Genomic DNA, 13,420 nt, shown 5'->3' on the forward strand with positions numbered 1-13,420 from the left:
AAGAATATTTAGAAAGGAAATAGGAAATGAAATTTAGAAATAAGTTTAAGTTCAAAAAAAAAACCTATAAAGGAAAGATTATTCCTTTACAGGGCTTTTTATTAATTACGCGTAGGAGTGTAAGCCTGCAATGATTAAGTTAACAGCAATTAAGTTAAACATAATAATTGCAAATCCTAGTACGGCTAACCAAGCTGATTTTTCACCTTGCCAATTTCGTTTGAAACGAAGATGTAGGAATACTGCATAAAATAACCAAGTGATTAATGCCCAATCTTCCTTTGGATCCCAGCTCCAGAACTTTGTCCAAGCAATTTGAGCCCAAATCATGGCAAAAATTAGTCCACCAAGTGTAAATACTGGAAAACCAATTGCTACTGCACGGTATCCGATTTCGTCTAATAATTCACTATCGACTTTTTGTACAAAAGGCTGTAAAAATGCGCCAATTCGTTTTCTTAAAATTAAGCGAATGATTGCATATAATGCTGCTCCAGCAAAAATTGACCAAATTACAGTGTTTAATTTTTTAGCATTAACCATTGCTGGCATTTCTGCCAGTGCTTCAAATTTATCTTTTGTAGTTAATTCACCTTTATGTGGACCAACAAGTGATGGAAGGTTATAGACCATTTCTTCTTGTGCTTTATCTTTATTAATCCAATTATATTTCGCTTCGTAACCAGAGGCAGTAAAAGCTGTTGAAATAACGACGAAACCAACAACAGTTACTAAGAAATATAAAACTGCTTCTAACCAAAATGTTTTCTTCGTTGAAACTTTTTGATCGATATTTTTAATTAAATAAATTAGTCCCGTAATAAAGCTAATCGCTAAAATAGCTTCACCTAAAGCTGCTGTCGTTACATGGATATGTAACCAATAGCTTTTTAAAGATGGTACTAATGGTTTGATTTCATGTGGAAATACAGATGCATATGCAATGATGATAATTGACAACGGTAATGCAAATAGTCCAATTATATTTAGGCGATACATAAAATAAATCATGATAAACGCTAAAATTAACATCATTCCAAAGAATGTAATAAATTCAAATAAATTACTTACAGGTGCGTGTCCAGCAGCAATCCATCTTAAAATAAAATAAGTAATTTGCGATAAGAATCCAATTAATGTAATTGTAATACCAATTGTACCCCATCTATTAGGACCATCATCTTTTGTTTTCATCGAGCCACCAAAAAAGAAAGTAGCTACTATATAACAAATAAACGCGGTAAATAAAAAATTACTACTTAGCTCGTACATATTTTCCCCCTAATTAAACACTTTTCTCAACTTGTTGATCAATCGGCAATTCTATTTTTGTGTCTCCAAACACTTTCTTTAATTCCATCTTTAAACCATAATAATTTTTATTTGTAAATGCCGCAACCCAAACTTCCCCATCTTGATTCTGAATCCAAACGCGTCGGTGATACCAATACATACCTTGAATTACACCGATCATAAAAATTGCTCCTCCAAGCCCTAGTAACCAAAGAGTTAAATCTTTACGCACTGTTAAACCAGTTGAATCTTTTGTTTCAATGCCGGCAAATGACATTTTATATTTGTTTTCTCCATTTGGTTCAATATTTTGCTTGATTGCAACGAATGCTACTTCACCCTTTGGTGTTTTTGGCGTAGTCATTTTAAATACAAACGCTGGATTGTTTGGCTTTCTCGTTTTTGTATCAGGTTGACCATCAGAGTTAAAATAAAAATCTGGAAAATAATTTTTAAGTTCTACTTTATATCCATTTTTCAAGTCATATACTTCTTTTGGATTTTGTAAATCAACTGTTATTGGTCCTAATTTTTCACCTGTTTGTTTATTTTGTAATGTAAATAAGAATGCACTAAATTCACCGATTCGATAATCTACTTGATATAGAGCGAAGTTTTGGAACTTAAGAGGTTCATTAACTTTAATACTATAATCCTTTACTTTTTTAAGATTTGGATCTTCCCCTGGTATTAAATTTCCTTCGCGTTTATACAACGTAACATCGGCTTGATAGTTTTTTGGTATTTTATCATTTCCAAAGCGCTCAATCGCTTTTTTATAAACTTTACCCTCTTTATCTTTATCATACGTTTCCATATGGAAATCATTTAATTTAATATAATAGTTTTGATTTGTGCCAACGACAGGTTTTAATTCGCCTTCTTGAACCCAAAGTGCCTTATCCATATACATTCCTGGTACATATCTCATCATTACCCCAATAAGGAAGATAATCAAGCCTATGTGGTTTACATATGGACCCCAACGAGAGAAACGACCTTTTTCTGCTAAGACATTGCCGTTTTCTTCACGAATCTTATAACCTCTTTTACGTAAATTAATTTTAGCCTTTTCTATTTCGTCTTGTATCTGATCAACTCTACTAATTCCAAACATTTTTTGTCTTTTTAAAAAGTTTGGATGTCTAGTAACAGTTTGTTTGTTTAGAGCTTTATAGAGTGGTAAAATTCGATCCAAACTACAAATTACTAGTGATATCCCAATCGAAGCAACAAGTAACATGAACCACCATGAGTTAAACGTATTATCCAAACCGATTGCATCATAAATTTTACCAAAGATTCCATATTCATCTTGATAATACGTTGCGGGATTTGCAGTAGGCGGTAGTAAATCTCTTTGCGGAAAAATAGTACCTAATGCTGCCGCTACTAGCGTAATTAGAATGATGACAACAGCTACTTTTACAGATGAAAAAAACGTCCATATTTTATCTATATAAGTTTGATTATTAACGACTGATCTTCTAGCAGTCCCTTCGTAGCGCATATCTAGTAGTTCGGTTGCTTTTTCATCTTGAGGTTTACCACATGATTCACAAATTACAGTACCTACATGATTAAGATGACCACATTCACATTTAAACGTCTCCATTTTATTTCCCCTTACTAATGTACACTCATCATTTTGGTAATATTTCTTTAATATAACTTTCAAAAGAGTTTGGCGTCATTTGACCAGTTACAATTCTCTTAATTGTCCCATCCGGACTAACAAAAAACGTAGTTGGTAAAGGGTTAACACCATATATATTTAGAACCTCTTGATCTTTATCTATTCCGACTGGAAAATTAAGATTATAATCGCTTACAAATCGTTCTACTGAAAACTTCGATTCATCTGCATTCATTGCAAGCAACTCGATACCTTTCCCTTTATATTTCGAATAGATTTCATTCATAAAAGGCATTTCTCGCTTACATGGTTCACACCAAGTACCCCAAAAATTAACAATTACACCTTTTCCCTTTTCACCTGAAAGAGTAAATTTTTTACCGGTATTCAGCTCCGTCATAGCAAAGTTTGGTGCTTTACTTCCTTTAGTAATAACTTCATCTTTCTTAAAGAAATTTATGTAAAAAGTATAACCAATTGCACAAACCAAAACTAATAGGATAATTGTTCGAATTAACGTTCTATTTTTCTTCATATATACAGTTCCTCCCATATGATAGAATATCATTATTTCCTATTCTTGAATAGAAATTTGATACGTTTCAAAAAAGACTAAATTTTCAATCTTTTATCCTGCAATATAAAATGTTAAAACAAAGAAAAAACTCGGTATTTACCGAGTCGTAGTGTAAAAAATAGGATATCAGACTGAATTAAAACACGCTTCCTAAAAAAATGTTAACCAGATTATGAATAAGTACTGTAAATAGGCTAGGTAACTAAATAAGAAAGCAGTATTCAACTGGCTGACTAAAACATTAGCGTGGCTTTGCTGAAGCCATTGCTCTTAGTTTTTTTACTTCATGAGGTGATAGTTCTCTTGCATCACCAGGAGTTAATCCACTTAAATCTAAAAACGCATAGCGTTCACGTTTTAATTTCATAACTGGTGTACCAATCGCCTCAAGCATTCTCTTGACTTGACGGTTTCTACCCTCATGAATGATTAGTCTTACAATTGCGGTATTTTTGCTTTTATCAAGTGAAATCATTTTAACTTGAGCTGGAGCCGTTTTCCCATCCTCAAGCACAATACCTCTTTCTAATTTACGTAACCCCTCTTTAGATGGTATACCTTTTACTTTTGCAATATATTCTTTATCTATTTCATATTTTGGATGTTGAAGTAGATTTGAAAATTCTCCATCATTTGTTAATAAGATAATTCCAGATGTATCAAAATCCAATCTACCAATTGGATAAATACGTTGTTTAATCATTGGAAAAAAGTCTGTTACAACTTTTCTTCCTTTATCATCCGACACACTTGATATTACACCTGATGGTTTATATAAAAGGAAGTAAACTGGTTCTTCTTTATCAATCGGAATCTCTTCCACCTCAACACGATCGTTGCCACTTACTTTTACACCTAACTCAGTAACAACCTGACCATTTACTTTCACTTTTCCTTCTTTAATTAACTCTTCTGCTTTACGACGAGAAGCAATCCCCGCTCTAGCAATAACTTTCTGTAATCTTTCCATTCGATCATTTCACCTCTTCAACCATCATACAGATTTATACAATTGAAAACAAGTGGCAGCTAAAAGGTTTTTTGTGTATAAAGTACGTTAAACACCAAATCTAAGCCCTAAATCCATTATTCAACTCTAGCCCCATTGTCATTCTTCCCCTTATTCTCTTAATCCTTATTGCTTCTCTCTATATCATATTTTAAGGAAATCTATCATATAATTTACTAGATTTGCAGAAATGAGGTAATAAATATGAATTTAACTTTAAAACACTCCTCAGCTTTTGACCGCTCTAAAATTATTACGCCAGGTAGTGTGCTTATTACTAAAAAGAATGAAACAATCTATATGCTTGTTTTAGAAGAAAATGAAGACGATTTTCCATATGTACTTGTCTCATTAACTGATGCAAGACTAGTCCAAAATTATGACATTATGCCAACCCTAGGAGATATTGAAGATTGGGTTGGTGAAGTCACAATGGTAACTCAGAAAAACAAACTATCCATTACAATTCAAGCAAATTACTAGTTTGCTGTTTAATCTATTAAGAAGCAGTCAATAATATAATAAGTAAAATGAAAAAGGAGCTTACTATATGAATTATTCTTTTAATCCAGCAGTAAAATATAATTCAGTTGGTTCGTTTAAATTAGGTGATGTGTTTTTCACATCCGATAAACCTTCAAAAGCATACAAATTAATCTATGACTCTACAGAAACTAATTTCCCTTATATTTTATTATGCTTAGATGATGCCATTTCAATTCAAAGCTTTGATGATATTCCGACAATTGAAGATATTGAAGAAAATATTGGAGAAATTAAATTCACCGTTCCAAAAGAGAAATTACTTCTTGTAATCAATTAAGTTGTTTTTATTAGTTAATCAAAAACGCCATCAAAATTAGGATGACGTTTTTTTTCATGTTGTTTAATAAAATTTTTTCATTTGCACTCACTTAATTTTAATTGCAGTTTCACTTTTTTTATTTGCGCTCTTTAAAACAAAAAAACGCCATCAAATAAGATGACGTTTTTCATTATTAAGCAAATACGCTTTCCAAAGTTTCGTCTGTTTGCTCGCTCCAATATTTTAACCATTTTTTTGCGCCTTCAAGGTCATGAAGTTTTGCTTGGCCGCATTGAAGCTCATTTGCTGCAGGTACTTCTTCAACTTGCTGTCCAAGTTCAGCTGTTTTGCGTAATAATGTGATTACTTCTGAAATTGTAGGAGTACCAGCGATAATTAAATAAAATCCTGTTTGACATCCCATTGGTGATAAATCAATAATTTTAAAAGGGTCACCAGCAGGTACTGCTTCACGAACGTTCAAAGCTAATAAGTGTTCTAAAGTGTGAATTGTTGCCGGTTTAAGTGCTTGCTTATTTGGTTGGCAAAAACGAATATCATATTTTGTAACAACTCCGTCTGTGCCAACTGCATGAGTACCACAATGTCTAACGTAAGGAGCAACAACTTTTGTGTGATCTAATTCAAAACTTTCAACTGATGGCATTTTTTATTTCCTCCTAAATTACTTCTCTCTATTTTTTTGTAGCTTCAACGATCCATACAAAATCATTATATTGTTCGAATTTCACTTCAAATCCATTTTTTTCAAAATGTGAACGAACAACTGGAATCAATGGATAATATTCTCTAATTAAATCATCTCTTAGATTGATATAATTTGCATTTTCTGCTTTTGTAATTTCATTCTTATACTCGTTTTCTGTTAAAAACATTGTATCTGCAAATACGATTTTCCCACCTGAATTCAATAATGAGCTATATATTTTAATAGCTTCATATTTTTCTTGATCAGTTAAATGATGAAAAACGTATGAACTTACAATTGTATCGATCCCGTCCTGTGGTTTAGGAAAATCAATTAAATCTCCGTCGTGAATCGTAATATTCTCTCCTAATTTCTTTGAGGCAATAATTCTCATCTCAGGAGATGGTTCGATTGGAAATACAGTTTTTCCTTCATCAAGAAGTAACTTTGTTAAATTCCCTGTACCGATTCCAAATTCAAGGACGCTGTTTCCACTTCTATTAACAATTTCTTTAAGTATTTCATCATAACGTCGAAATGCTTCTTTATATTCTGGGTCGTGGCCTTGAACAAAAGAATCGTAACTATCTGCCCAACCAGTAAAAACATCTAAAAACTCTCTACCCATTTATCTCACCTTTGATGTTTGAAATATTAATGCTTGTTCTAGGTCTTCGATTAGATCTTCTAAATCTTCTAGACCGACCGATAATCGAATTAATTCATCAGATATTCCAGATGCAATTCGTTTTTCCCTTGGGATCGAAGCATGCGTCATTTTTGAAGGGATACCTACAAGACTTTCAACAGCTCCTAGACTCTCAGCTAATGTAAACCACTTTAATTTACTTACAAATTCTTCTGGATCTAATCCTTCTTTTAATTCAAAAGATAACATGCCACCAAATCCACTGCTTTGTTGTTTTGCTAGTTCATGATTTGGGTGAGTCGATAATCCAGGATAAAAAACTTTATTTACATTTGGATGATTCGATAAGAACCTCACAATTTCATGCGTATTTCTTTCATGCTCTTCCATTCTTATTCCAAGTGTTTTGATACCGCGTTGTAATAACCAGCTATCGTTTGGTCCTAAAACTCCACCAATTGAGTTTTGATAAAACGCTAAATCTTCAGCTAGCTCTTCTTTATTCGTTACAACAATTCCCGCTACTACGTCACTGTGTCCTCCAAGATACTTAGTTCCACTATGAACTACGATATCAGCACCTAGTAAAAGAGGTTGTTGCCAGTATGGCGTAGCAAAAGTATTATCAACAATCGTTAATAAGTCATATTCATTTGCAAGTTTAGCAATCGCTTTAATATCAGTAATTTTTAATAATGGATTACTAGGTGATTCAATGAAAATTGCTTTTGTATTTGGTGAAATCACATTTTCAACTAAAGTTATATTACTTGTATCAACAAATGTAGCTGTTATACCTAAATTTGATAATACTCTTGTAAGTAATCGGTAGGTACCACCATAAACATCATCGCCGACTACGATATGGTCACCAGTCTTAAATAAACTAAACACAGTATGAATAGCTGCCATTCCAGATGCAAATGCAAATCCTGCAACACCGTGTTCAATATCTTTCATTAGCTCTTCAAGAGCATGTCGTGTCGGATTGCCTGTTCTGGAATATTCAAAGCCCCTATGTTTGCCAACAGCATCTTGTTTATACGTACTAGTTTGATAAATCGGAACACTAACCGCACCAGTTGTTTCATCTCTACTAATTCCCCCGTGTATTAACGCCGTCTTTTTCTTCATGTTTTATCCCTCACTATATATGTTTTTACTTAAGTATCTTTCACTACTATCTGGGAAAATCGTTACGATTGTACTCCCTGGTTTTGCTTTTTTTGCTTCTAATAAACTTGCATATAATGCAGCTCCTGAGGAACTTCCAACTAAAAGTCCTTCTTTCGTTGCTAGTTCTTTTACTAAACGAAATGCGTCTGAATCAAGTACTGTATAAATATCATCAAATAAGTTTGTATCTACAAATGCAGGAATGAACTCCATTCCAATTCCTTCTGTATCATGTGAACCCGGCTTTCCACCATTTAATATTGATCCTTCTGGTTCAACAATGACTGTTTTTACATTTTGTAATTTATCTTTTAAATACTGAGCTGTTCCAGTAAATGTTCCTCCACTACCAGCTCCAGCAACAAATACATCTATTTTTCCATCGAGTTGGTCAACTAACTCTGGACCTAATGTTTTGTAATAGGTTCTTGGATTCGCTTCATTACTAAATTGTGAAGGTACAAATGAATTCGGTATTTCTTTTGAGAGCTCATTTGCTTTTTTAATTGCACCCGTCATTCCATCTTCTGTCGGGGTGTTCACAATTTTAGCTCCAAGTGCTTTCATTAACGTTTGTTTTTCTATACTGAATTTTTCTGGAACAACAAATATAACATTTACGCCATATTTTATAGCTGCTAGTGCTAAACCAATTCCTGTATTTCCGGCGGTTGGTTCAATTACTGTACCACCTTTTTCTAATTTACCTTCATACATTGCACTTTCTATTAATTCCATACCAAGTCGATCTTTTACACTTCCACCTGGGTTACAGAATTCTAACTTTGCAAATAGTCTTGTTCCTTTTGGTAAAGGGAATGTTGTAATTTCAAGCAATGGTGTTGATCCGATCAGCTCGTGTACTGATTTTACAACTTTCATAATTTCAAGCTCCTTTATGTCACAAAAAGGTTAGTTTCTTCCAATCCATTATATGCAACATGGGTAAAATTGAATGTTGTCTTAATACCAACTATTCTTATTGGTATTATAAGATATTAATTTTAAATGCGCAATAAAAAAAGTACTTTTATCTTAAAATTAAAAGTACTTTTTTATAAAAAACTTTTTAAAATATTGATCGAATAGGTTGAGTTAAGCAAAGAACATCGTTACAAAAATGATTGAAAAAATGATACTGATTGCATCTGCAATTAAACCTACTTTTAATGCATCACCCATCTTACGGATACCAACCGCTCCAAAATACACCGTTAATACATATAGCGTTGTATCTGTACTACCTTGCATAGTTGAAGCTAGTCTTCCGATAAAGGAATCAGGTCCATATGTTTTAATTAAATCCGAAGTAATACCTAAAGCAGCCGAACCAGAAATAGGTCGAATAATTGCCAGTGGAAAAACTTCTGCAGGAATACCTAGTGAACTTAATAACGGACGCATAAGTTCGACACAAAACTCTAGAGCACCTGACGCTCTAAAAATCGATATAGATACTAGCATACCTACTAAAAATGGTATTAATTGCACAGCAATCGTTACACCTTCTTTTCCACCTTCTACAAAAGATTCGTACGTCGGCACTTTTTTCAACGTTCCATGTATTAAAATAACAGCGATAATAAATGGAATGATATAAAGTGATATCGTATTCATATATCCCATTTATTTTCTCCCCTTTCGATTTCGCCTACTTGCAAAAAAACTATTTACAGCGAGTCCCCCAATAAATGAAACTACTTGCGCTAGGATTGTAACTCCTACTATTTCAGTCGGATTTGAAGAATGATAAGACATTCTAACTCCTATGACAGTTGTAGGAATTAAAGTGATTGCACTTGTATTTAAAGTTAAAAATGTAATCATATCATCACTTGCTTCACTACTATTTCTATTTAATACTTTTAATTGTTCCATCGCCTTTATACCTAATGGAGTTGCAGCATTACCTAAACCGAATAAATTGGCCACCATATTTGACATAATATAACCAAGTGCTGGATGGTCTTTAGGAATTCTCGGAAATAGGAATGATAGAAATGGTTGAAATAATTTCGAAAGAATTTTTAATAATCCTGATTCTTCTGCTATTCGCATTAATCCTAACCAAAAAACAAGAACACTAACTAATCCAATTATAATAGTGATTGCTTGTTTTCCTCCGTCAAATACTGCTTTATTTACTTCATCCATTGTGCCGTTAATCATGGCAAAAATAAAACCAATTATTGTAAGAGCAACCCAAATGATATTAACCATCAGAGTGCTCTCCCATTAAGTTTAATAGAACTTGTTTTCCATTTTGGATTATTTCTTTCGTAAATACTTTGACTTTACTATCACTATAAAAAATATTTCTAAATCCAATTTGTTCACCTTCTAATTCAATAATCGCTTTACCAACAATTGCATTATTAGCGATTTTTTTCTTCGTCGGCTTTTGCATTTCAATCGTTATTCTTACTTGATCACGCTCTTTTTTTTCTAATGGGTAGGAGAAGTCATTTTTCAAATAAACATGCCCTTTATATTTTTTATTTGTTACTTCCTTAATTCCACCTTTACTTAATACTTTCGTTAAAGGATAGTTACTGAAACCATATTCGAATAGTGACATATGATCTTGCCAATCTTGCCCATCATCTAGCGTTACAACAATTAAATCCATTCCATTTTTAGAGGCAGTTGAAACAAGTGTTCTTCTTGCTTTTTTAGTAAATCCAGTTTTTCCTCCAGTACTATACTTGTACATAAAAGTTAGCAACTTGTTTTTATTCTTCCAAACATAATCCCAAGATTCTGCCGTATTTGGGGCACGGTGTACTTTCGTACCTGCAATTTTTGCATATTTAGGATTTTGCATAGCGTATCTCGTTAATAACGCCATATCATAAGCAGATGAGTAATGCTCTTTCCCTTGCTGATCAAGGCCTGATGGATTGCTAAAATATGTATTACTCATTCCGATTTCTTTTGCCTTCTCGTTCATCATATAAACAAAACCTTCGATGCTACCTCCTACAGCTTCAGCAATTGCATTAGCCGCATCATTCCCAGACCTAAGCATTAAACCATAAACTACATCTTCCAGCTTAATTTTTTGTCCAGGTTTTAAATAAATGGATGATCCTTCAGTTTGTACTGCTCTTGAACTAATTGTTATCGTATTTTGCATTTTACCGGATTCTACTGCAAGGATTGCAGTCATTATTTTTGTAATGCTGGCGATTCTTTCAGAGTCATGCATTGCTTTACCATACAAGATTCGTCCAGTTTTTTGATCCATCAAAACTGCATTTCTAGCACTAACTCCTCCAAATGCTTCAACATTATTCGTCGGAATAATAATTCCGATTAAAAATAAGCCGATTATTCCTAATACTAGCCATTTTTTCATCTTTCGCATCAACTCCACAGTTAGTCCTAATTAGTACAAGTTTACGAATTACATTATAAAAAAATGACTTTTTTTAAGAAAAAAAGTGCTGAAATTGTTCAGATATACCACCTGAGCAATTTCAGCACCTACTATTCCTCGCCAATTAATAAAAGGGTTGCCATTTTAATTGACTAGCATATTCATATCGATAATTTACATCTGGCCAATTCACTATGTTCCAAAAATTTGTAATGTATGAGTCTTTATCAAATTTATACTGTAAATAATAAGCGTGCTCCCAAACATCTAAAACTAGCAATGGAATTGTATCCCATTGAGTAAAGAATTGATGTTTTTCAGTTTGAAGAATCTCCATACGATTAGCTCTTGGAACCCAAACTAAAATCGCCCAGCCGACACCTTCCACTTTTTTAGCAGCTTGTGTAAAATGCTCTTTAAATTCTTCATAACTTCCGAAGTCATCTTCAATTTGTTTTAAAAGAGCTCCATGAGGTTGCCCTCCACCTGATTTACTTAAATTATTCCAAAATATAGTATGCAAATAATGTCCGGAACCATGAAATGCAAGCTCTCTTTCCCAATGCTTTAATAAATCATATTTCTTATTTTTTCGTGCCTTTTCTAATTCAATTTCAGCTTTATTTAATCCGTCTACATAGCTTTTATGGTGCTTATCATGATGTAGCATCATAATTTCTTTTGATATATATGGCTCGAGCGCATTATATGGATATGGTAAAGGTGGAAGCTCATGTTTACCAATCCCTATTCTCTCTTCGACTTCTATTACCCGATACGCATAGCTATCATCATATTCCTCTTCATTTAATATTGAAATTAATCGTTCTTGAATATCATCTACATCCATACTAATTTCATCTAAAAAGGAATTTTGATCTACATAATGTCCTTTTGTCCCCATTCTGTTTAACAATAATTTAACTTTATATTCTAATAGTTCTTTTTCTTGAATATGGTCAAATCTTTCAGCTAGCAACTGTAATACATTCGCACACCAGACTTCTACCTCCTGAAAGTAAGTGACGAGTTCAGATTGATTTAACATCATACACCTCCATCAGAGAAAATAAATTTCTCTTCTACTTTCCATTGTATGATATTAAATTTATAGCTATTACCGGTATTCACGCGTTTTACTCGATTAATGGAATACACTTAGTTAAGATATTAATTCCACATGCTCTTATATAAAATAATTAGTTCTGCTTCTCTAAAACATTCTGATTTTCCGAGTAAAACTCCATTTTTAATGAGATCACTTTTTCCAATTCATAAACAATCATCATTAAACTAGCTCTAGTCTCAAACTCATCTCTTGATTCAGGTAAAGGCATCTTTCTAAAATCATTCATCATATGACTAAATTCCCCTAATAATTCAATCCCAGTAGATTTTTCTTTTAAGTAAACACCTGTGTCCTCAAAAAATTCTGCGATAATTTTTGCATGTGGATAATTTAACTCAACCTTTTTTAATAAAGGGATGATTTGATTCGATATAATTTCAAATTGACGTTCTCTCATTTCAAAATAATTAATATAATACAAATTCGTTTTTATAAAACTATTTTCAACTTGCCTATAAGCTAATGTTTTCGCTGTTTGTAAAAGTATTTTTGTTTCATAAATTAACTCATTTTGTGAATCTTCATCTTTACCCTTCATTTTTAGCGCAATACCTAAAAGTAACATTTTAAAATTTTGCTCGATTTTCTTTTGAGATTCGATCATCTTTTTTTCAATACTTGGCATATATGTATTCATTATTAAAGCAATTAAGATCCCAACTGCCAAAATTTCAATTTGATTAAATAAAAAAGAAATTGATTTATCAACACTCACATAAATTTGTAAAACAATCACTGAGCTTGGAATGATTCCCTCTTGTAACTTTAATGTAACTAATAATGGGATTGTTAATAGAAAATAAATGACAACTGTTAATGGCGTATAGCTTAAAAATTCAAACATCATCCATCCAATTAACATTGCAATAACTGATGCAACAAATCTTTGAATTGCAACAATAAATGATCTGCGTTTTGTATTTTGAATACTTAATAGTGTAACTACAGCCGCAGTACTGTAATTTTGTAAATGTAGAGCTTCTGCAATTAAAAGGGATATTCCACTTCCAATTGCTGTTTTGATTGTCCTTTGTCCAATTGAATACATTTGTTTCATT

At 32.7% G+C, this 13,420-nt stretch carries 15 protein-coding genes; 2 read left to right on the forward strand and 13 right to left on the reverse strand.

All coding sequences use genetic code 11. The features are described 5' to 3' along the window. Positions 1-105: 105 nt before the first annotated feature. The 4 genes from ccsB to rluB all read right to left on the reverse strand — a co-directional run bounded on the left by ccsB (position 106) and on the right by rluB (position 4,476). Complete coding sequence (ccsB, locus tag B6K90_RS01200) at positions 106-1,272, reverse strand: c-type cytochrome biogenesis protein CcsB (RefSeq protein WP_088010716.1); 1,167 nt, start codon at positions 1,270-1,272, stop codon at positions 106-108. A 13-nt stretch (positions 1,273-1,285) separates the two neighbouring features. After that, positions 1,286-2,908 (reverse strand): cytochrome c biogenesis protein ResB, encoded by a 1,623-nt coding sequence (resB, locus tag B6K90_RS01205; RefSeq protein WP_088010717.1) that lies wholly within the window; start codon positions 2,906-2,908, stop codon positions 1,286-1,288. Between the two features lie 28 nt (positions 2,909-2,936). Beyond that, positions 2,937-3,464: a thiol-disulfide oxidoreductase ResA gene (resA, locus tag B6K90_RS01210; RefSeq protein ID WP_088010718.1), complete on the reverse strand. Its 528-nt coding sequence runs from the start codon at positions 3,462-3,464 to the stop codon at positions 2,937-2,939. Positions 3,465-3,747: 283 nt separating this feature from the next. Continuing rightward, positions 3,748-4,476: a 23S rRNA pseudouridine(2605) synthase RluB gene (gene rluB, locus B6K90_RS01215; RefSeq protein WP_088010719.1), complete on the reverse strand. Its 729-nt coding sequence runs from the start codon at positions 4,474-4,476 to the stop codon at positions 3,748-3,750. Positions 4,477-4,719: 243 nt separating this feature from the next. Between rluB and B6K90_RS01220 the strand changes: the two genes are divergently transcribed. Next, positions 4,720-4,998: a hypothetical protein gene (locus B6K90_RS01220; protein ID WP_088010720.1), complete on the forward strand. Its 279-nt coding sequence runs from the start codon at positions 4,720-4,722 to the stop codon at positions 4,996-4,998. 67 nt (positions 4,999-5,065) lie between these two features. Beyond that, entirely contained in the window at positions 5,066-5,338 is a 273-nt protein-coding gene (locus B6K90_RS01225; protein WP_088010721.1) for a hypothetical protein, read from the forward strand. Positions 5,339-5,513: 175 nt separating this feature from the next. On the opposite strand, the gene B6K90_RS01230 is transcribed toward B6K90_RS01225, so the two are convergent. The 9 genes from B6K90_RS01230 to B6K90_RS01270 all read right to left on the reverse strand — a co-directional run bounded on the left by B6K90_RS01230 (position 5,514) and on the right by B6K90_RS01270 (position 13,419). Beyond that, the gene (locus tag B6K90_RS01230) at positions 5,514-5,987 is read right to left on the reverse strand and encodes an S-ribosylhomocysteine lyase (protein ID WP_088010722.1); all 474 of its coding nucleotides are present in this window, start codon (positions 5,985-5,987) and stop codon (positions 5,514-5,516) included. 28 nt (positions 5,988-6,015) lie between these two features. Continuing rightward, entirely contained in the window at positions 6,016-6,657 is a 642-nt protein-coding gene (locus B6K90_RS01235) for a class I SAM-dependent DNA methyltransferase (protein ID WP_088010723.1), read from the reverse strand. Then, positions 6,658-7,812, reverse strand: a complete 1,155-nt coding sequence (locus B6K90_RS01240; RefSeq protein WP_088010724.1) for a bifunctional cystathionine gamma-lyase/homocysteine desulfhydrase — start codon at positions 7,810-7,812, stop codon at positions 6,658-6,660. A 3-nt stretch (positions 7,813-7,815) separates the two neighbouring features. Next, positions 7,816-8,736 carry a PLP-dependent cysteine synthase family protein gene (locus tag B6K90_RS01245; RefSeq protein ID WP_088010725.1) on the reverse strand — a complete coding sequence of 307 codons (921 nt, stop codon included), beginning with the start codon at positions 8,734-8,736 and terminating at the stop codon, positions 7,816-7,818. A gap of 213 nt (positions 8,737-8,949) precedes the next feature. Beyond that, complete coding sequence (locus tag B6K90_RS01250; RefSeq protein ID WP_088010726.1) at positions 8,950-9,480, reverse strand: spore maturation protein; 531 nt, start codon at positions 9,478-9,480, stop codon at positions 8,950-8,952. Continuing rightward, a complete protein-coding gene (locus B6K90_RS01255) occupies positions 9,481-10,074 on the reverse strand; it encodes a nucleoside recognition domain-containing protein (protein ID WP_088010727.1) in 594 nt (197 codons plus the stop codon). Then, positions 10,067-11,221 carry a D-alanyl-D-alanine carboxypeptidase family protein gene (locus B6K90_RS01260; RefSeq protein ID WP_088010728.1) on the reverse strand — a complete coding sequence of 385 codons (1,155 nt, stop codon included), beginning with the start codon at positions 11,219-11,221 and terminating at the stop codon, positions 10,067-10,069. The genes B6K90_RS01255 and B6K90_RS01260 overlap by 8 nt, the downstream gene beginning before the upstream one ends. Before the next feature lie 136 nt (positions 11,222-11,357). After that, positions 11,358-12,281 carry a superoxide dismutase gene (locus B6K90_RS01265; protein WP_088010729.1) on the reverse strand — a complete coding sequence of 308 codons (924 nt, stop codon included), beginning with the start codon at positions 12,279-12,281 and terminating at the stop codon, positions 11,358-11,360. A gap of 151 nt (positions 12,282-12,432) precedes the next feature. Further along, on the reverse strand, positions 12,433-13,419 hold the full coding sequence (locus B6K90_RS01270) for an aromatic acid exporter family protein (protein WP_167555241.1): 987 nt from the start codon (positions 13,417-13,419) through the stop codon (positions 12,433-12,435). Between the last annotated feature and the right edge of the window lies 1 nt (position 13,420).

Origin of the sequence: Gottfriedia acidiceleris, assembly GCF_002128425.1 — a bacterium.
GTDB lineage: Bacteria > Bacillota > Bacilli > Bacillales > Bacillaceae_G > Gottfriedia > Gottfriedia acidiceleris.

What these genes read in the sequence shown, in the direction of transcription:
- ccsB (WP_088010716.1), bottom strand. Translation starts at nt 1,272, where the DNA reads ATGTACGAGCTAAGTAGTAATTTTTTATTTACCGCGTTTATTTGTTAT.
- resB (WP_088010717.1), bottom strand. Translation starts at nt 2,908, where the DNA reads ATGGAGACGTTTAAATGTGAATGTGGTCATCTTAATCATGTAGGTACT.
- B6K90_RS01230 (WP_088010722.1), bottom strand. Translation starts at nt 5,987, where the DNA reads ATGCCATCAGTTGAAAGTTTTGAATTAGATCACACAAAAGTTGTTGCT.
- B6K90_RS01265 (WP_088010729.1), bottom strand. Translation starts at nt 12,281, where the DNA reads ATGTTAAATCAATCTGAACTCGTCACTTACTTTCAGGAGGTAGAAGTC.
- B6K90_RS01260 (WP_088010728.1), bottom strand. Translation starts at nt 11,221, where the DNA reads ATGCGAAAGATGAAAAAATGGCTAGTATTAGGAATAATCGGCTTATTT.
- B6K90_RS01240 (WP_088010724.1), bottom strand. Translation starts at nt 7,812, where the DNA reads ATGAAGAAAAAGACGGCGTTAATACACGGGGGAATTAGTAGAGATGAA.
- B6K90_RS01225 (WP_088010721.1), top strand. Translation starts at nt 5,066, where the DNA reads ATGAATTATTCTTTTAATCCAGCAGTAAAATATAATTCAGTTGGTTCG.
- B6K90_RS01250 (WP_088010726.1), bottom strand. Translation starts at nt 9,480, where the DNA reads ATGGGATATATGAATACGATATCACTTTATATCATTCCATTTATTATC.
- B6K90_RS01255 (WP_088010727.1), bottom strand. Translation starts at nt 10,074, where the DNA reads ATGGTTAATATCATTTGGGTTGCTCTTACAATAATTGGTTTTATTTTT.
- rluB (WP_088010719.1), bottom strand. Translation starts at nt 4,476, where the DNA reads ATGGAAAGATTACAGAAAGTTATTGCTAGAGCGGGGATTGCTTCTCGT.
- B6K90_RS01270 (WP_167555241.1), bottom strand. Translation starts at nt 13,419, where the DNA reads ATGAAACAAATGTATTCAATTGGACAAAGGACAATCAAAACAGCAATT.
- B6K90_RS01220 (WP_088010720.1), top strand. Translation starts at nt 4,720, where the DNA reads ATGAATTTAACTTTAAAACACTCCTCAGCTTTTGACCGCTCTAAAATT.
- B6K90_RS01245 (WP_088010725.1), bottom strand. Translation starts at nt 8,736, where the DNA reads ATGAAAGTTGTAAAATCAGTACACGAGCTGATCGGATCAACACCATTG.
- resA (WP_088010718.1), bottom strand. Translation starts at nt 3,464, where the DNA reads ATGAAGAAAAATAGAACGTTAATTCGAACAATTATCCTATTAGTTTTG.
- B6K90_RS01235 (WP_088010723.1), bottom strand. Translation starts at nt 6,657, where the DNA reads ATGGGTAGAGAGTTTTTAGATGTTTTTACTGGTTGGGCAGATAGTTAC.